Origin of the sequence: Chryseobacterium cupriresistens (assembly GCF_046614675.1) — a bacterium.
GTDB lineage: Bacteria > Bacteroidota > Bacteroidia > Flavobacteriales > Weeksellaceae > Chryseobacterium > Chryseobacterium cupriresistens.
On the sequence record NZ_JBKKJT010000001.1, the window covers coordinates 420,556 to 438,338 of the forward strand.

The 17,783-nt window shown below is 36.4% G+C and carries 19 protein-coding genes and 4 tRNA genes; 12 read left to right on the plus strand and 11 right to left on the minus strand.

The genetic code is table 11. The features are described from left to right. Positions 1–84: 84 nt before the first annotated feature. From ACLI50_RS01975 to ACLI50_RS02000, 6 genes are all read left to right on the plus strand, one after another. A complete protein-coding gene (locus tag ACLI50_RS01975; protein ID WP_110010987.1) occupies positions 85–591 on the plus strand; it encodes a hypothetical protein in 507 nt (168 codons plus the stop codon). Next, on the plus strand, positions 566–3,157 hold the full coding sequence (locus tag ACLI50_RS01980; RefSeq protein ID WP_411413049.1) for a DNA gyrase/topoisomerase IV subunit A: 2,592 nt from the start codon (positions 566–568) through the stop codon (positions 3,155–3,157). The genes ACLI50_RS01975 and ACLI50_RS01980 overlap by 26 nt, the downstream gene beginning before the upstream one ends. A 37-nt stretch (positions 3,158–3,194) precedes the next feature. Further along, entirely contained in the window at positions 3,195–3,836 is a 642-nt protein-coding gene (locus ACLI50_RS01985) for a rhomboid family intramembrane serine protease (protein WP_137905634.1), read from the plus strand. Between the two features lie 30 nt (positions 3,837–3,866). Continuing rightward, positions 3,867–4,955, plus strand: a complete 1,089-nt coding sequence (locus ACLI50_RS01990) for a helix-turn-helix domain-containing protein (protein WP_395973851.1) — start codon at positions 3,867–3,869, stop codon at positions 4,953–4,955. Between the two features lie 158 nt (positions 4,956–5,113). Further along, the gene (locus ACLI50_RS01995; RefSeq protein WP_202838773.1) at positions 5,114–5,899 is read left to right on the plus strand and encodes an SDR family NAD(P)-dependent oxidoreductase; all 786 of its coding nucleotides are present in this window, start codon (positions 5,114–5,116) and stop codon (positions 5,897–5,899) included. After that, on the plus strand, positions 5,845–6,882 hold the full coding sequence (locus tag ACLI50_RS02000) for an NAD-dependent epimerase/dehydratase family protein (RefSeq protein WP_395973848.1): 1,038 nt from the start codon (positions 5,845–5,847) through the stop codon (positions 6,880–6,882). The genes ACLI50_RS01995 and ACLI50_RS02000 overlap by 55 nt, the downstream gene beginning before the upstream one ends. A 17-nt stretch (positions 6,883–6,899) precedes the next feature. Here the strand turns inward: ACLI50_RS02000 and ACLI50_RS02005 are convergent, their stop codons facing one another. From ACLI50_RS02005 to ACLI50_RS02040, 8 genes are all read right to left on the minus strand, one after another. After that, complete coding sequence (locus ACLI50_RS02005) at positions 6,900–8,441, minus strand: L-type lectin family protein (RefSeq protein ID WP_238349586.1); 1,542 nt, start codon at positions 8,439–8,441, stop codon at positions 6,900–6,902. Positions 8,442–8,448: 7 nt separating this feature from the next. Then, a complete protein-coding gene (locus tag ACLI50_RS02010) occupies positions 8,449–9,021 on the minus strand; it encodes a phage tail-like protein (RefSeq protein ID WP_110010981.1) in 573 nt (190 codons plus the stop codon). Between the two features lie 532 nt (positions 9,022–9,553). After that, a complete protein-coding gene (locus ACLI50_RS02015) occupies positions 9,554–9,913 on the minus strand; it encodes a DUF4180 domain-containing protein (RefSeq protein ID WP_202838774.1) in 360 nt (119 codons plus the stop codon). A 2-nt stretch (positions 9,914–9,915) separates the two neighbouring features. Further along, a complete protein-coding gene (locus ACLI50_RS02020) occupies positions 9,916–10,938 on the minus strand; it encodes a serine hydrolase domain-containing protein (RefSeq protein ID WP_411413050.1) in 1,023 nt (340 codons plus the stop codon). Positions 10,939–10,967: 29 nt separating this feature from the next. After that, entirely contained in the window at positions 10,968–11,816 is an 849-nt protein-coding gene (gene prmC, locus ACLI50_RS02025; RefSeq protein ID WP_202838776.1) for a peptide chain release factor N(5)-glutamine methyltransferase, read from the minus strand. Further along, positions 11,817–12,575 (minus strand): peroxide stress protein YaaA, encoded by a 759-nt coding sequence (yaaA, locus tag ACLI50_RS02030; RefSeq protein WP_202838777.1) that lies wholly within the window; start codon positions 12,573–12,575, stop codon positions 11,817–11,819. Positions 12,576–12,579: 4 nt separating this feature from the next. Beyond that, positions 12,580–13,281 carry a CPBP family intramembrane glutamic endopeptidase gene (locus ACLI50_RS02035; RefSeq protein WP_202838778.1) on the minus strand — a complete coding sequence of 234 codons (702 nt, stop codon included), beginning with the start codon at positions 13,279–13,281 and terminating at the stop codon, positions 12,580–12,582. Between the two features lie 43 nt (positions 13,282–13,324). After that, positions 13,325–13,936, minus strand: coding sequence for an L-threonylcarbamoyladenylate synthase (locus ACLI50_RS02040; protein ID WP_202838779.1), 612 nt, complete (start codon positions 13,934–13,936; stop codon positions 13,325–13,327). 101 nt (positions 13,937–14,037) lie between these two features. On the opposite strand from ACLI50_RS02040, the gene ACLI50_RS02045 reads away from it, so the two are divergent. The 4 genes from ACLI50_RS02045 to ACLI50_RS02060 all read left to right on the plus strand — a co-directional run bounded on the left by ACLI50_RS02045 (position 14,038) and on the right by ACLI50_RS02060 (position 14,443). Beyond that, a tRNA-Met gene (locus ACLI50_RS02045) sits at positions 14,038–14,110 on the plus strand. A gap of 38 nt (positions 14,111–14,148) precedes the next feature. Further along, a tRNA-Met gene (locus tag ACLI50_RS02050) sits at positions 14,149–14,221 on the plus strand. A gap of 38 nt (positions 14,222–14,259) precedes the next feature. Then, positions 14,260–14,332: transfer RNA gene (locus ACLI50_RS02055), tRNA-Met, on the plus strand. A 38-nt stretch (positions 14,333–14,370) separates the two neighbouring features. Further along, positions 14,371–14,443: transfer RNA gene (locus ACLI50_RS02060), tRNA-Met, on the plus strand. An 86-nt stretch (positions 14,444–14,529) separates the two neighbouring features. Here the strand turns inward: ACLI50_RS02060 and ACLI50_RS02065 are convergent. Next, positions 14,530–14,781 (minus strand): Ada metal-binding domain-containing protein, encoded by a 252-nt coding sequence (locus ACLI50_RS02065; RefSeq protein WP_202838780.1) that lies wholly within the window; start codon positions 14,779–14,781, stop codon positions 14,530–14,532. 27 nt (positions 14,782–14,808) lie between these two features. Further along, positions 14,809–15,522, minus strand: a complete 714-nt coding sequence (locus tag ACLI50_RS02070) for a 2OG-Fe(II) oxygenase (RefSeq protein WP_411413051.1) — start codon at positions 15,520–15,522, stop codon at positions 14,809–14,811. 184 nt (positions 15,523–15,706) lie between these two features. Here ACLI50_RS02070 and ACLI50_RS02075 point away from each other — a divergent pair, with 184 nt between their 5' ends. Continuing rightward, positions 15,707–16,153, plus strand: a complete 447-nt coding sequence (locus tag ACLI50_RS02075) for a GNAT family N-acetyltransferase (protein WP_202838782.1) — start codon at positions 15,707–15,709, stop codon at positions 16,151–16,153. Positions 16,154–16,499: 346 nt separating this feature from the next. On the opposite strand, the gene ACLI50_RS02080 is transcribed toward ACLI50_RS02075, so the two are convergent. Then, positions 16,500–17,081 (minus strand): hypothetical protein, encoded by a 582-nt coding sequence (locus tag ACLI50_RS02080; protein WP_110010969.1) that lies wholly within the window; start codon positions 17,079–17,081, stop codon positions 16,500–16,502. A gap of 335 nt (positions 17,082–17,416) precedes the next feature. On the opposite strand from ACLI50_RS02080, the gene ACLI50_RS02085 reads away from it, so the two are divergent. Continuing rightward, a complete protein-coding gene (locus ACLI50_RS02085; RefSeq protein WP_202838784.1) occupies positions 17,417–17,782 on the plus strand; it encodes a BlaI/MecI/CopY family transcriptional regulator in 366 nt (121 codons plus the stop codon). Position 17,783 lies beyond the last annotated feature (1 nt).

Here is a 17,783-nt window from a genome sequence, read left to right on the forward strand (position 1 = left end):
GTTGTAAAGCCATTGCAGACTGAAAAAAAGCACAACTTTGGATGAAGTAGGAATTATAGTACTTACACAGCCAAAAAAAATAAAATGAGACTAAGTAACCGTAATAAAGCATCAATTTATAATTTTTTATGCACGTTGCTTTTGATGATAACCATGGTTGGCATCATCGCATTTGCTGCTAATGAATATAGGTTTAATGCAGTGGGTAAAGAAAGTTATTTATTGATTATTGTTCCTGCTCTGCTGCTGATTATCTTTTACATCAGCGGAAGACAGATTTTTGAATATGACAGCGATGGAGAAGCTTTGAATTTTAAAAACAGGAATATCATTCCATTTCTGGATAAGCCACTTCACGACGAATTTCCAAAATACAAGCTGATCAAATATGATGTAGTCAGTATTCTCTTTTTCAAAAGATTATACATCACCGTTTCAAGTAAGAATAATGGTTCTGCTATATTGAAGTACCAGATTTCTTATTTGAACAGAAAACAAGTAAACGATTTAAAACTCTCTCTAAACAAAGTAGTGAAAACTAATAAAGAGAAAAAAGATAAACTAGATGATGACAGAAGAATATTCGCATGAGGGTGAAAGCTTAAAAAAAGTCTCCGGTCTCTACAAAGACTGGTTTCTTGATTATGCTTCCTATGTAATTCTGGATAGAGCTATCCCTTCAATATATGATGGTTTAAAACCCGTTCAACGAAGAATTATGCACTCCATGCGGGAGCTGGAAGACGGCCGTTACAACAAAGTGGCCAATATCGTGGGAAATACCATGAAATATCACCCGCACGGTGATGCTTCCATTACAGATGCCATGGTGCAGATCGGGCAGAAAGAGTTGTTAATAGATACACAGGGAAACTGGGGTAATATCTATACAGGAGATTCTGCAGCCGCTGCGAGATATATTGAAGCAAGACTCACCCCTTTTGCTCTGGAAGTAGTATTTAATCCTAAAACTACAGAATGGACAAAGTCTTATGACGGAAGAAACAATGAACCTATCGATTTACCGGTTAAATTCCCTCTGCTTCTTGCACAGGGAGTAGAAGGTATTGGAGTGGGGCTTTCCACCAAAATTCTTCCTCATAACTTTAATGAACTTATCAATGCCTCTGTAGCCTACCTGAAAGGTAAGAAATTTGAACTGTATCCGGATTTTTTAACAGCCGGTTATCTTGACGTTTCTGAATATAATGACGGTCAAAGAGGAGGAAAAGTAAGAGCAAGAGCCAAAATTACCCAGACGGATAAGCATACATTGGTGATTTCTGAACTTCCATATTCTAAAACAACCACTGATCTTATTGACTCTATTTTAAAAGCCAATGAGAAAGGAAAGATCAAAATCAAAAAAATTGAGGACAATACTTCAGACAAAGTAGAAATCCTTATTCATATCCATAACGATGTTTCACCGGATAAAACTATTGATGCTCTTTATGCATTTACGGACTGTCAGGTGACCATCTCTCCCAATGCCTGTGTAATTGTAGGGGATAAGCCTATGTTCCTTACGGTATCCGATATTCTGAAAACGAATACGGATCATACAGTTTCATTGCTGAAGAAAGAATTGGAAATTGAACTTCATGAGCTTCAGGAAAGCTGGCATTTCTCTTCACTGGAAAGAATTTTTATCGAAAACAGGATCTACCACGATATTGAAGAGGTAAAAACCTGGGAAGATGTACTGAAGACCATTGATGCAGGATTAAAGCCCCATACCAAGCATCTTTTAAGAGCCGTTACGGAAGAAGATATCTTAAAACTGACAGAGATCAGAATCAAGAGAATTTCAAGATTCGATTTGGATAAGTTTAAGGAAAATATCGCTTCGCTGGAAGGTAAAATAGAACAGGTGAAATACAACCTGGCTAACCTGATCGCTTATGCCATTGAGTATTACTTAAATATTCAGAAGAAATACGGTAAAGACAAACAAAGGAAGACTGAACTCAGAATCTTTGATACCATTGATGCTACAAAAGTAGCCGTAGCCAATGAAAAGTTTTATGCAAATTTCGAAGAAGGCTTTATCGGGACATCTTTGAAGAAAGATCAGTATTTGTTCGACTGTTCTGATATTGATGATATCATCACATTCAGAAAAGACGGAAGTATGAAGGTTGTAAAAGTGGAAGCGAAAACTTTCATCGGAAAAGATATCCTTCATGTTGCCGTATGGAAGAAAAACGATAAAAGGACAGTGTATAATATGATCTACCGTGAAGGCAGGGAAGGACCTTATTATATGAAACGATTCTCTGTAACCGGAGTAACCCGAAATACAGATTATCCGCTAGCTTCAGATAAAAAGGGTTCTGAAACACTCTATTTCTCAGCCAACCCTAATGGAGAAGCAGAAACTGTAACCGTGCTTTTAAAACCAAACCCTAGAATCAGAAAGAACAAAATGGAGATTAACTTCTCCGATCTGGCCATCAAAGGCCGGGATTCCAAAGGAAATCTGGTAACTAAATACGCTGTCAAGAAAGTAGATATGAAGGAAGAAGGGGTTTCTACTCTGGCCCCTAGAAAAATCTGGTTTGATGATACGGTAAGAAGACTGAATGCCGATGCAAGAGGAACACTGCTGGGAAGCTTCAAAGGAGATGATAAGATTTTGACTATCAATACAAACGGTGAAGTAAAACTGGTATCTTTTGACCTTGGCAACCGTTTTGATGATGAATACCTGGTATTGGAAAAGTGGAGACCTGCACAGCCGATTACCTGTATTTATTACGATGGAGAAAAAGATATTTATTTCATTAAGAGATTCTTACTGGAAAATACAGTTAATGTACAGACTTTTATGCCATCTGAACATCCGAAATCATTCATTGAAAATGTAATTGTTGCCAATGATGCCACTGCAGAAATCATTTTTGCAAAAGATAAAGGAAAAGAACGCGATCCGGAAACGATAAATATTGATGAATTTATAGCGGTAAAAGGAATAAAAGCCATCGGAAACCAGTTTACAAAGTTCAAAGTAAAAGCCATCAATATTGCCATTCCTGAACCGGCAGAAGAAGAGCCTGAAGTATACGAAGATCCCGAACCTGCCGGCGAAACCGATGAAGACGGAGGAATGATCGGAGATCTTTTCCAGGATAACGGGAATAATGAAAATGAATAGATCGCATGTTTATTCAGTTATAACATAAAAGAACATAATGGATATAGTTGTTATCATTATCATTGCAGCCACATGTATTTTTAGCTATATGGGTTTCAATAACACAGCATTATTTGAAAAATATAAATTCAACGTCGGAGCGATTGCGAATCGTAAAGAATATGTAAGGCTGATCAGCTCTGCATTTTTGCATGCAGACTTTATGCACTTGTTTTTTAATATGCTGTCCCTGTATTTTTTCCAGGGCGTGGTTATTAGTTTCTTTGGAGAAATAGGATTTTTAATTCTTTATTTCGGATCCATGATCCTTGGAAATTTATTCAGCCTGCAGATTTATAAAAAGCAGCCGTGGTATTCTGCAATTGGAGCATCAGGAGCGGTTTCCGGAATTATTTTTGCTTCCATCGCTATGGCTCCGAATGAGATCAGTGTCAACTTTTTGCCGGGATGGTTATTCGGAACACTGTATTTCGGATACTCTGTATACATGATGCTGAATCCCAAGCAGTGGGACAACCTGGGGCATGCTGCTCACCTTGGAGGAGCATTTTTCGGATTGGTTTACTCTATTGTAATGCATCCGCAGCTGGCCATGAGCAATATTCTTTTCTTGGGAATCATGTCACTTCCGCTCATCTATCTAGGATATGAAATTTTTGTAAGAAAGCGAATAGGATAAAAGACTATTTATAATCAAATATCAAAACCAATGAACACATCAGAGTTAAACAGTTTCATCGTGATACTTATCTATGGTTCATTGGTTTTGCTTTCTCTGCTGAAGCTGGCCAACCCCTTAAAAGTAAACCATAAGGCCAATTTCTGGTTCGGGATATTTCTCTTTCTGTGGTCTACTTTTTGGCTGGATGAAGTACTGTTTCTCATCACTGGTTCAATCATCGAGTTTCATTCCTTGTTTTGGGTTAGACTTATCCAGTTTTTTACCCCTATCGTTTTTTACTTTAGTGTACTGTTTTATACCAATCCTTCCTTTACTTTTAAACTTACAGCGGTTAAGTTTTTAATCCTTCCGGCTGCTTTTCTGGTTTGTCTTATATTGATCAAACTGGGATATAAAAAACCATTTGAATATCTCAGTATTATTCTGATCCTGATCCAGGCTCTCTTTTACACGGGGCTTTCCTATATTACCATCAGAAAACATCAAAAGAAAATTCAGCAGTTCTCATCCAATACCGAAGGAATCAATCTGAACTGGTTGGAATATATCATTCTGGTACTACTTATCGTGAATATTATCTATGTGATTTATAATCTGTTCTATGATCCGAAATCACTGAATTTCTTTATCAATGCGGTCTTTTTATCCGTTATCTACTGCGTGGGATACTATTCTCTGAAGCAGAAGGAAATTTATCCGTTAGAAGAAAAACAAAGACAGGAGCTGATCTCTATTGATGAAGATTCAGGTCCTGAAGAAGTAAAGAAAAAACTGATATCTGATGAAGAACTATTAAAGATTAAAACCTTGCTGGAAGAAATCATGGAACTTCAGAAACCTTATCTTGACAGTGAACTTAACCTGATCAAGCTGGCTGAAATACTGTCCGTTTCTACCCATCATCTTTCTTATGTCATCAATACAGGGTTTGGAAAAAACTTCTTCCAATACGTTAATGAGTTTAGGGTAGAGTATGCCAAAAAACTTCTGAAAGAACCCAACAATAAATTGTCTGTTTTGGGGATTGCCTATGAAGCCGGATTCAATTCTAAAACCTCTTTCAATACAACCTTTAAAAAAGTGACCGGACAAACACCTTCTGAGTTCAGAAAATAAGTTCAGGTTTATAAACTCTTACTTTTTATTTATTTTAAATAATTGATTGTCATATAGTTGTTTGTTTTAATTTCATTTCTTAAAATCAGTTCGTTCAGATAATCCTGAACATTCAGACATCCTCTTTACGATAGCTTTGTATCATACAATTTAAACTTATGGATACCAAAGAATCGTATGCAGTCGTCACGGGCGCAAGCCAGGGACTTGGAAAATCATTTGCTGAACATCTTGCAAAACAAAAAATCAACGTCATTCTTATAAGTCTTCCGGATCAGAATCTCAGAGAATTATCCGGAGAGTTGGAGAAACAGTATGATATAAAGGCTCATTACTATGAAACAGACCTTTCTGTTAATGAAAATGTAATGAAGCTTACAGAATGGCTCAACCGTTCTTTTGATGTTCATATTCTGATTAATAATGCAGGGCTTGGGGGAACAAAAAAATTTACGGAAGCCTCTTCGGATTATATCAACACTATTCTACAGGTGAATGTGGCAGCCACTTCATTGATCACGCATCAGCTGCTTCCTAACCTTTTAAAACAACCCAAAGCCTATATCCTGAATGTTTCAAGTATGGCTGCTTTTTCTCCGATTGGTTTTAAAACCGTATATCCAGCTTCTAAAAGTTTTATCCATTCATTTTCAAGAGGACTGCATGAAGAACTGAAAGATACCAATGTTTTTGTAAGCGTTGTGAATCCCGGGGCAATGAAAACCAATAAGGATGTTTGTGAAAGAATAGAAAAACAAGGTTTTATGGGAAGATTAACACTTTTGAATCCTGATAAAGTAGCTTCATACTGCCTCCGGCAATTATTTAAAAAAGATTCCGTAATTATGGTGAACCCAATCAGCTGGCTGGTGATGAAAATTTTACCCATATGGATCAAACTGCCATTGATGACCCAGGCTATAAAAAGAGAGATCGAAGCATGAAAAAAGTATGTGTAACCGGAGCAACAGGGCTTCTGGGAACTAATGTTATCCTTAAATTATTACAAAATGGTTATTCTGTTATTGCTCTGGTGCGTAAGAAAAGCAGCTGGCTGGGCGAAGAAAACGAAAATCTGAAGCTTGTGGAAGCGGATCTTCTGTGCGATATTTCTGGGCACCTGACCGATATTGACTGTATTGTTCATGTGGCAGCAGAAACACGTCAGAATCTTCGTTATGATGAATACAGAAAAGTGAATTACGAGGCCGTTGTAAATCTTTTTACCCATGCAGAATTGATGAGCGTTAAAAAGTTTTTGTTTGTGAGTACTGCCAATACCTTAGGATTTGGAAACACCGCATTCCGGGGAAACGAAAAAGCACCCCCAATCTATCCTTTTACCCATTCACTGTATGCTCAAAGCAAGCAGGCTGCGGAAGATTATCTTTTAAAAAATAGTAAGAACACAGAGGTTATCATTGTTAATCCAACGTTGATGATCGGAGCATATGACAGCAAGCCAAGTTCTGGGAAAATAATCTTCTGGGCATGGAAAAAGAAACTGGTATTTTATCCGAAAGGAGGTAAGAACTTTGTACATGTGGAAGATGCAGCCAATGGAATAGTAAATGCTGTTGAATACGGAAGAACCGGAGAAAAATATCTCCTGGCCAATGAAAACCTGACCTACAGAGAGTTTTTTAAAAAAGTAAACCGGATTACCAGCCAGAACCCGGTTATGATTGCTATTCCCAACACACTTTTGAGTCTCCTTGGATTAATTGGTGATGGTTTAAGAACATTAAAAATAAAAACAAACCTCAGTACCCCCAATATGAAAGCACTGCAGATTTGTAATTATTATTCTAATCAGAAGTCAGCAGACGAGTTGGGGATTCAATATCAATCTATTGATAGGGCAATTGAGGATGCTGTCCGGTATTTTATCGAAAACCCCGTAAATAATAAAAAAACCAGCTCTTAAAAGCTGGTTTTAGAAGGTTATCTTATTATTTTCTGAGTTACATTTTTATTAGAAATAACGCAGGCTTTGCTGCAGTTATTGGCAGTTGAAATATTAACCTGTACCAATGCCGGCAATGATCTGTATTCTTCACTATTGTAAGGTGCTTCAGTACCATTGCTTCCACCTCCCTTAATATCATACTGTATCTGGGCTACTCCTGTGAATCCTGCCGCAGGTTTGAAAGAAAGTGCTCCGGTAGTTGGGAAATAAGTCCATGTTCCCTGACTATTGGTGTAGACACCGCCTGTTATATTGGGAATTACAGCTCCGTTATTATCTAAAAAACGAAATGAATTAAAATCAAGGTTGTTATAGGAAAGGGTTGGAGGATTCTGGCCATTAGCTGAAGAATAAGCCGCATCATTAAGCAAAGGATAATACGTTGACTTTATCCCCGGGCAGCCTGCAAACAAATCATCTGTTACTTCAGCAGCATAAGGTCTTGTAACCCCTAGATTTTTCAGTAAATGTATATTTTTAGCAGCTCCGGTAGATGCTGCAAATCCAATTCTGAAAGTAGAAGGAGGCGAAGTATCCAGAGTCCTTACCGTAGTGTTGGAAATGGTAGTCTCGGTATATTTCAGCGAAGTAGGGTAGTAATAATTGTCAATCACCTTTTCTTTCACCGTTCCGTGCTGGATTTCCAGGGTTATATTGTAACCGCCGGCCGGATTGGGAACAAGGGTAACATATGCTTTACGGAATCTTGCATCATTTTCATTCTGAGGAATTGTAGTTCCGCCACTTTCAATGCTGAACTGTTGAAGTGCTGTATTTTTAATCCCGATATATTTCCCTGTTGCCGTATCCAGATAAGCAGATCGGTTGCTGCTGGTTGGTAAAGCATTGGTTGCGATACTGTAAAGCAGCGGATAACCGTTATATCCTGCAGGCTCAGCTGAAGACAGATACTGGTTTCCACGCTTTCCTCTTAATGAAACGTTGCTGCGACCATCTGCCAGTCCCACCCCAAATATTCCGTTTCTGATCCTTTCAGTTTGTTTAAAACTTGTTTTAAAATTTCCGTATTCATCCAGACCTATTCCCAGATAACCACCTCTCAGTCCTTCCGTAGATTCTCCTCCACGTACAAAACTATATCCTAATCCTCCACCAAAATATCCGAGGTTAAGCTGATCTTTAGGAATAGAACCATCTACCAGGAATATGGAAATTCCATCTCCTCCGTTGGTATTTCCTCCATAAATGGCAAATTCAAATTCAAACTTGATTCCCTGATCACTTTTGAATATTTTATCCGCCAATATCACTCCTCCTGAAATATTATTCACACTTCGGGTGAGCCTTAGCCCGTCTGTGGTAAAGGTTGCGTCATTCTGAACACCGCTGGTAGCTACCTTATAGGCTTCCTGTGGCTGTAATCCCTGAGTAAAGTTTACAAAATAAGGATAACCGGTTCCCTGTTCGTTCTGAGCCTGAATGTTTTGAGAACAGGCAAATAAGGAAAAGGTAAACAAAAACCTTTTGTACCGTAAAATTGAGCTGCTGTTTATCATAACTCAATTATTTAACAACAAAAACAATATTGATAAAAGAACAGTCAGTAGCTGCAGCTTTTACATCATAAGTCATAACTCCGTCATCAGAAATAGAAATATTACTGAATACATTAGGGTCGGCATCGGTTACATAATAGTAAAGATCTTTACTGGACGGGAAAAAAGGAATAGAAGCTGGAGCACTGGTACTCTTTGCTTTTGGAGATCCAAACTGTGTTTTATACAATGTATACAAATCTTTAGTCCGGCCAGTAGCTGTGATGGAAGTGTCAAAAGAAACACTAGGCATATAAAACATTTTTACGGCATTGCTGCTGATACAAAGCCAATCCGGTTTGAGAGGAGTACCGATATTCTGACTTAAACATTTCTTATCTGTATCGTAGATAAGAAGCGAGTTGGCAGGATTGGCAATAGCATCTCTTTGTACTGTAGTCAGTCTGGGTATCAGCATTCCTTTATTTTGACTATAAACATCCAGAATCGCACTCTGGTCAGGGGTAGATGTGTTAATCCCTACTTGAGCGAAAGAAAGCGAGCTTGCAAAAACGATTGGTAGAAATAATTTTTTAATCATGATGTCTTAATAATTTTTATTTGTGTGTTTTTTGTTTTTTACAGGAAGAAATCTTTATAAGGCTTAATTTCATAAAGGCAATAGATATAACCAACAAGTCCATTAATACAATGAATTGTTTTGCTCAAATAATAGCCAGACGAGACTTTTGTTCAAAAGCTCATCAACAGATATAGCAAGTATGCTTCATAAAGAAATATCCTATACCTACCTGGGTGGTTGAAAAATTAAATGATTATGTAGCCGTATAAGCTCTTAAATAAGTAAGATTCATATTCCCTCGTGTTTTTTGCAAATGTACAAAGAAATGTTCAGATGTTTATGGTTATAGAATTAATTCTAGTCTTCTCTTAATGATTAGTGTAATTTGTATTGAATTTTTACACAAGCTTACCAATTGGTAAGATTATTTTTATTATGTACATCTTTGTATTGTGGTAAGAAATTAAAAAAACAGATGATGTTGGGGTAGTGACAGCTTAAATTGAAGAAAAATTTTTCCGTTTTTGTATCTAAAGAATTGAAAAATAGACTATTTTGAAAAATTAGCTAAAGCATCTTCCAATGCTTGTACAAAATTAATGTGATTTGTTTTATTACTTTCAAAAATAAAATCCCTCATACTTTTGCTTTCATATTTACTGAAATCGCCAACAATAGCCAGTCCTATGCGGTAGTTTGAAAATTTCTGTAGAATTTCCCCAGCAATTTTTGTTTTTAAATCAAAGAATTCTGGAGTAATATTTTTTTCGTGAAGAATAACTTTGTCAAACCCCTGATAATAGATATTTCCCATAAGATCCAACCCGTCTTGTGCAGACCGGATAATGATGTCATCAGAAATAATTTCTGCAATTTTAATAGAATTGATTTCGTGTTGCTGAATAATCATGTTTACTGTATTGTTTTTTTTATGTCATGTAGAAAGTGGTGTGGCGGAAATGCATCTCTCTGATTGGTAAGTGCAATAATACAGCTGTTATGCTCCAAATCTCTCCAGAATAAAGCTTTAAAACCATCCAGGCCACCTGTATGCATTGCTGATTTTTCTCCGTTTTTATTCTCTATGTACCACGCAAAGCCGTAATTTGATATTTGTCCGTCAGATAACTGGAAAGGAGAATACATCATACTTATATTTTCTTTATTAATAAAAGAATTGTTTCGTAAAGCCTGATCAAATTTATAGAGATCTTCAGGAGTAGAGTAGATTCCACCGTCACCGGTTGTTAAAATTGAATAATCATCAGGCTGCTTTTGTTCATTATATCCGAGTGCTCTATTGTGAATAACTGTCCCAGGTTCATACACATAAGTGTTATTCATTTTTAATGGAGTAATAATCTGTTCATTGATGAATGTACTGTATGATCTACCTGAAACCTTTTCAATAATCAGAGAAAGAACAATATATCCGGTATTGCTGTACTTAAACTTGCTGTCCGGAACAAAATCAAGATTTTTAAGATCAAACAGCCAGTTTATTACCTCCTGATTCGTTAATCCTCTTTTAGAAAACAGGTTTTCATAATCCCTGATTCCTGAAGTATGATGCAAAAGCTGTCTGATCGTAATGTTTCTGGCATATTCAGGAAGCGTTATAAACCGGGATGCTTTATCATCAAACTTCAATAAACCTTTTTGCTCCAGCATGATAATAGCTGCTGCAGTGAAGGGTTTACTGAGGGATGCAATGTAAAATGAGGTATTTTTATCTGTTTTCAGCCCTTTTTCAAAGTTGCGGAAACCCAAAGCCGTATCGCAAACAATCCTGCCGTTGTTCACAATCAAAACGGAACCGTTGAACTCTCCTTTACTATAATATTTACTCACCACATCCCGAGGATGCTTTTGGCAGGATACCAGTTGCATAATCAGTGAAAGACAAATGAGAATTTTCCATAGTAAAGTTTTCATAGGTTCAGTATTTAAACAGGTAAAATTACTTATTTCCCTGCATAAATAAATCGGTCATTTTCAGATAAATCCTTCAATAGTTGTGCATTAGGAAAATCCTGATAAAGACTGAGTGTTTCCAGCCCCAGCTTCTGATTGATTTCAAGGAATACAAGTCCGTTCTCATTCAAATACTTTTCAGCATCTTCCGCAATTTTTCTGTAAAAGATCAAAGCATCTGAAGTAGGGGAGAAAAGGGCCATTTTAGGTTCAAATTCTTTCACAGAATCAGCAATTTCAATCTCCTCCTCAATTCCTATATAGGGCGGATTTGAAATAATGATATCATAATTTTCAGCCAGATCAAAATTAAGATAGTCGGCATGAATGAACCGGATTTTCAATTGGTGATACTCTGCATTTCTTTGGGCTGTCTTCAAAGCTTTCTCAGAAAAATCAATAGATGAAACCTCTGCTTCTGGGAAATGTTTCTTTAAAACCAATGGAATAACTCCGCTTCCGGTTCCTATATCCAAAATCTTTAGACCTGGAACCTTTAACTTTGAACCTTTAATCTCCCTGATAGCAATTTCCAATAGTTCTTCTGTTTCAGGGCGGGGAATCAGAACATTTTCATCCACAAAGAATTTCATTCCGTAAAATTCTGTTTCTCCTAATATCTGCTGATAAGGTCTTCCGGTTTTAAGTTCTGAAACAAGAAAACACAGTTTTTCCTTATCATCAGTCAGAAGCTCCTGTTCAGCAAATCTTCTTTGCTGAAATGAATCGAAACCTACGATTTGATGAATGAATAAAGACGATAAAAACACACTTTCCGAGTCTGTATAAAGATCGGAAAGTTCTGTTTTGAAATATTTTTTAAATCCTGAGATTGTCATTTATCTTGTAAAAACCAGTTTTGTATCTGTAGACTTCTCTTCATCAATTCTGTATCCTTCATAGTTGAATGCTTTTACATCCTCCAGTGTTTTGGCATTGGTCTCTGCGCAGAATCTAACCACAAGACCTCTGGCATGCTTTGTATACACAACAATGGTCTTCAGTTTTCCATCTTTTAATTCATAAAAATCAAAATCAATGACTTTGTGATTCAGTTTTTTTCTGTCGATTACTTTTCCATACTCGTTGCTGGCAAGGTGAAGGAGGATTTCTCCTTTTTTCATCTCAGAATTCAACTGCTCTGTAATCTTTTCTCTCCAGAATTCGTATAGGTTTTTATATTGCTCAAATTCAAAAGGACGGCCCATTTCAAGTCTGTAAAGCATTACTTTATCAGATGGTTTCAGTAAGCCGTAAAGCCCGGAAAGGATTCTGTAGTTTTTTTGAAGGTAATCTACAGCATTTTTATCCAGTGTTTTAGCATCAAGACCTCTGTAAACCTCTCCTGTAAAGGCAAACATTGCAGGAGCAGATTCTTTTGCTGTAGGTTTGGACTTCCATTTTTGATTTCTTTCCCAGTTTTCATCAGCAAGCTTTGGGGATATTTCCATAAGCTCGGAAAGGTATTTTGGGGATTTTTCTTTTAAATAAGATTGTATCAATGCTGCATCTTCAATGAATTTGGGAGTAGTGGTTTTCAACAGATCCGTTGAATTTTCCGTGTTCATTAATTTGGCAGGAGATGTTATAATTTTCATAATGTTAAAATACAGATAAGTGTTTAATATCAATACAATTCATGACCATCATTGCAATAAAATCAATCATAAAATGACAGATGATCAGAATTTTAATATTTGAATAGCGTTTATAAAATACAGCAAATACGACTCCGATAAAAAAAGGTCCAAGAACCTGGCTTATGGTACCGTAAGTGCTGTGCAGAATTCCAAATAAGACAGCTGAAATAACAATGGCAACTGTCGGGTTATTATAGATTTTTTCAATCCTGGGCTGGATATAGCCCCGCATCAGAAATTCCTCTACAATAGCAGCCGTAAGGCACGTAAAAATAACTAAAAAATAATTATTTCTAAGAATGGGAACAAGGTTGAGAAGCTTCTCACTTATTTTTTCCTGTGTAACGAACATGACGACTGCATTCAGAATCGCTCCGCCAATCAGACAGATAAAATATAAGCTCACAACAGCTTTGATGTAAAATGTTGCGGAATATTTCTTCTCCTTTCTAAGAAAAAAAGCACTTTTCTCAATAAAGACATTGTATAGAAATACAATGATAAGAACGATCCATAGTATAATTCTGCTGAGAAAGAAATTGGTTTCTGTAATTCCTCTTATTCCCGTTATTGTGGTAACAGCAGGAAAAGAATAGAGCATCGCTGCCGCTAAAATAACAAAAGTGAGTAAAATTCCTACAGCATATTTCCCGGTAAGATTCATAATTCAGTACCCTAAACCTTGAACTTTAACTTTGAACCTTGAATTAAATGATCCCTTTTCCCTGACGGATGATTTCCGGTTCTCCTGAAGTAAGGTCTACAATAGTAGAAGCTACATTATCACCATATCCTGAATCAATGACGATATCTACCAGATGATCATATTTTTCAGCAATAAGTTCAGGATCGGTAGAGTATTCGATAATTTCATCATCATCTTTAATGGAAGTGGATGCTATGGGATGGCCAAGTTTTTCAACAATAAGCTGCGGAATCGGATGATCCGGAACACGGATACCAATTGTTTTGTGGCCTTTATAGGCTAAAGGTAAACTTTTGTTGGCTTCAAGAATGAAGGTAAACGGCCCGGGAAGATGACTTTTCAGAAATCTGAAAACTGATGTATCAATAGGTCTTGTAAAGTCAGAAAGATGGCTGAGATCATTACAGATAATTGAGAATTTAGACTTGTCAAGCTTCATTTTTTTGAGCTGAGCCAGCTTTTCCATGGCTTTTATATCAAAAATATTACAGCCTAAAGCATAAATCGTATCAGAAGGATAGATAATCAGCCCGCCATTGTTTAAAGTTTTAATAACCTCATTCACAAGATTTTCCTGTGGGTTGTCCGGATAAATTTTTAATATTTTTGCCATAAAACAAAGATACAAATAATAAAATAGTTTTTATAAAAGTCCTTTATTTAAAAGAAAAATTAGGATTTGTAAAAATTATTCGTACCTTTGCAATCCAATATCGCGGGATGGAGCAGTAGGTAGCTCGTCGGGCTCATAACCCGAAGGTCATCGGTTCGAGTCCGGTTCCCGCTACTAAGTAAGTACTTTCGGTAAGCACTCTAAAAATACACCGCGGGATGGAGCAGTAGGTAGCTCGTCGGGCTCATAACCCGAAGGTCATCGGTTCGAGTCCGGTTCCCGCTACTAAGCAAGTGCTTTCGGTAAGCACTCTAAAAATACACCGCGGGATGGAGCAGTAGGTAGCTCGTCGGGCTCATAACCCGAAGGTCATCGGTTCGAGTCCGGTTCCCGCTACTAAGCAAGTGTTTTCGGTAAACACTCTAAAAATATACCGCGGGATGGAGCAGTAGGTAGCTCGTCGGGCTCATAACCCGAAGGTCATCGGTTCGAGTCCGGTTCCCGCTACTAAACGAAAGAGAAGCAATATCATATTGCTTCTCTTTTTATTTCCTGGCCATTGCAGGCAAAATGAAACCCCACGGAAATTTGATTTAATCAGTATTCATTTCCTTCCATTTTTTATAAGCTTCTTTTTTCATACAATGACCGCACGGACGGTAATTGTTTTGTAATGCTTCTTTTTCATCTGCAAAGAAAACCCTGTTCTCTTTCTTCATTCTTTTTCCTGAACGGCAACTGAGTAATCCGTAGATTTTTAATTTTTTATTTCCTCCAAAACGAATTTCCCTGCTATGGATTTTACTTCTAAGGTTTTCAGATGATAGTTGAGAATGCTGAATCATGATTCATCTATTGATAACGTTTAATAATTAACTGGCTGCATCATGGAAAATAATACCCAAAGCATAACGGTTTCCGTCTTTAACTTCACTTACGCCATGTTTCATATTGACCCTGTAATAGCCTTTGGTTCCTTTCTCTGGTTTAAACTGAGTCGTAAAAATAAGAACATCTCCTTTTTGGGGTTGCAGAACAATAGCCTTTGACTGAGCTCTGGGAATCTGTTGGGTAAGCACAAACTCACCACCCGTAAAATCCTTGCCGGGTTCGCTGAGCATTAAAACAATCTGAATGGGAAAATAAATATCTCCATATAAATCCTGATGCAGCGTATTGAATCCGCCTTTTCCATATTTTAAAATTAAAGCCGTCGCTTTTTGCTGCCCGTTAAGATGACATTGGTCTAAGAATTCCTGATGATCTGAAGGAAACTGGATGTCTATTTGTAAAGCTTTAAACCATGCATTGGCAACAGGCGCCAGATAAGGATAAATAGTTTTTCGTATGGTTTGAATAATTTCAGGTAATGGATAGTTAAAATATTTATATTCACCCAATCCGAAACGATGTCTGGCCATGACAACTGTTTTCCGGTAAAAAGCTGGATGATCATAATCCAATTTCAGTTTTTCACATTCGTTTTCTGACAGCAGATTATCAATGATGGCATAGCCGTTTTGATGCATTGTTTCCGTAAGGCTTTCCCAGTCAATATTCTTGATTGTATGAATGATATCTTTCATTGTTTTGATTTTATTCTGCAAAAATCTATAGTTCTTCAGAACAATACAATCCGAAACATGTGGTTTTTTATAGATGAATAAAGAGTTATAAAGTATCTGGCCTATTGATTTAATATATTTCTGGATGATACCACTGGTCCTGTTTAAGGCTACCTTTGCCTTGTTAATAAAAATAGATATAACGATGAATTACATTATTAAAAAAGCAAGTCTTGAGGATCTTGATGAAACAGCTGAATTGTTCAATCTTTATCGTGTTTTTTACAGACAGGAATCAGACGTTGAAAAGGGGAAGGCTTTTCTCAAAGAAAGGTTTTTAAATAGTGAATCTGATATTTTTCTTGTAATGGCAGAGGGCAAAGCAGTAGGTTTTGTACAGCTTTATAAACTATTTCACTATACCAAATTACAAAAACAATGGCTGTTAAGTGATCTCTTTGTTCATCCGGATTATAGAGGAAAAGGGTTTTCTGTAGCACTAATTGACCGAAGTAAACAATGGTGTGAAGAGACAGGAGCGTGTGGACTTATGCTTGAAACCGAAAAAACGAATGATATAGGAAACACACTGTACCCACGCTGCGGGTTTGAATATGACGGACTACATAATTACTACCATTGGTGGAAGTAGAATAAAGCTATTCAGTACTGATCATAGTGCAGCTTTTTCAGCTACTTTTACTTCTATAAGGACAAGTAGTATTACTTCTACAGTTCTGAACGTTTAATTCTACAGGTATTTTCAGCCAGTAGAAGGGTATAATCCTATTTTTGTAAAGCTCTTACAGATCATGGGTAGGACAGTTGATCTGTAGAGCGTATGCAAAAAAATCTCTGCCTATTTTCTACTTTTTCCCCAAGGTTTTATGATTAGTACCACAAAACTGCTTTTTCCGGCGGAGATTTTTTGCTTTTGAATACAAAAAGAGAATGACGATCGTCATTCTCTTTTTGTATTCTTAAAATATATTTAAATATTATTGAGCCAGTTGAGCATAAGGAGTAAGCTTGTTGTCATCAGACATGGTCTGTCCCAGAAAGTCTCTTTTCTGATCCGCTTTCATTCTGCCTGCAGCATCATTGGCATTGAAATAAGCTTCACTTAGTTTTGTAGCGATATCAGCAGGTTTGAAATCGAATTTTGTATCTCCTTCAACTCCAAGATAACCGTTTTTTCTTGTAAGGTTGGTAATATAATTGTTGTAATTGATCATTGTTCCTCTCATCATATTGTTATGGTATTCCATACATTTCTTAGCTTTTTTAGATGAATTGTTCAGGATACAGTTTTTCATGTTGTTTCTGTATAAAAACCATTCAGATTCTACAATACCATATTCTCTACCCAAAGCAATCTTTCCGTTATTCACAATATTATTATCGCCTTCTTTTGTAGCGATCGTCTGAAGATGTTGAATAACCAATGGAACGGTAGCTTCGATTTTTGATTTTGTATCTTTCAGTATGCTAAGATCGGCAGCAGGAGAACCCTTCTTTTGTGCTGTAGTAACATTAAAAATAAGCAGTAATAGTACAATCAGTAAATTATATCTTTTCATGAGAAATTTTTAAAGCACTAAAATAAATATAATTTCCCGGTTAAAACAAATTCATTTTAATTTTATTTAATAAAATTTAACAAGTTTTAAGAATTTACCTCTGAATTGCTTCTTTTTCTATCGATTAAGCAGGCTATATTTTCACTCTCTTAAAAATTTAATATATTTTAACTATTTTTATTCAATTGATTATCAGGCGTTTAATGTTTTGTTGGTGTTTATCACTAAAAAAATAGTTGTTTGATTCAATTTTATTTCTACATTTGTATAACTAATTTCTTAGTGATATAAAAGTCAAAAGGTTTATATCACGATAACTGATAAATGAACAGGATATGAAAATTCAGACTTTAACAAAAGCAGAAGAACAGGTAATGCAGTATTTATGGAAAATAGAAAAAGGATTTCTTAAGGATGTTCTTGATCTTTTTCCGGAACCCAAGCCCCATACCAATACGGTATCTACCATTTTAAAAGTGTTGAAAGACAAAGAATTTGTAGACTATCGTGTACATGGAAGACAGCATGAGTATTTTCCGCTGGTTTCAAAAGAACAGTATTCCGGGAAAACCATGAAAAGCCTTGTAAAGAACTATTTCAAAGGTTCTTACAAAAGTGCCGTTTCGTTTCTGGTAGAAAAAAATGAAATGACGGTAGAAGATCTTGAGATGCTATTGGACGAACTCAAAAATAAAGACTAAA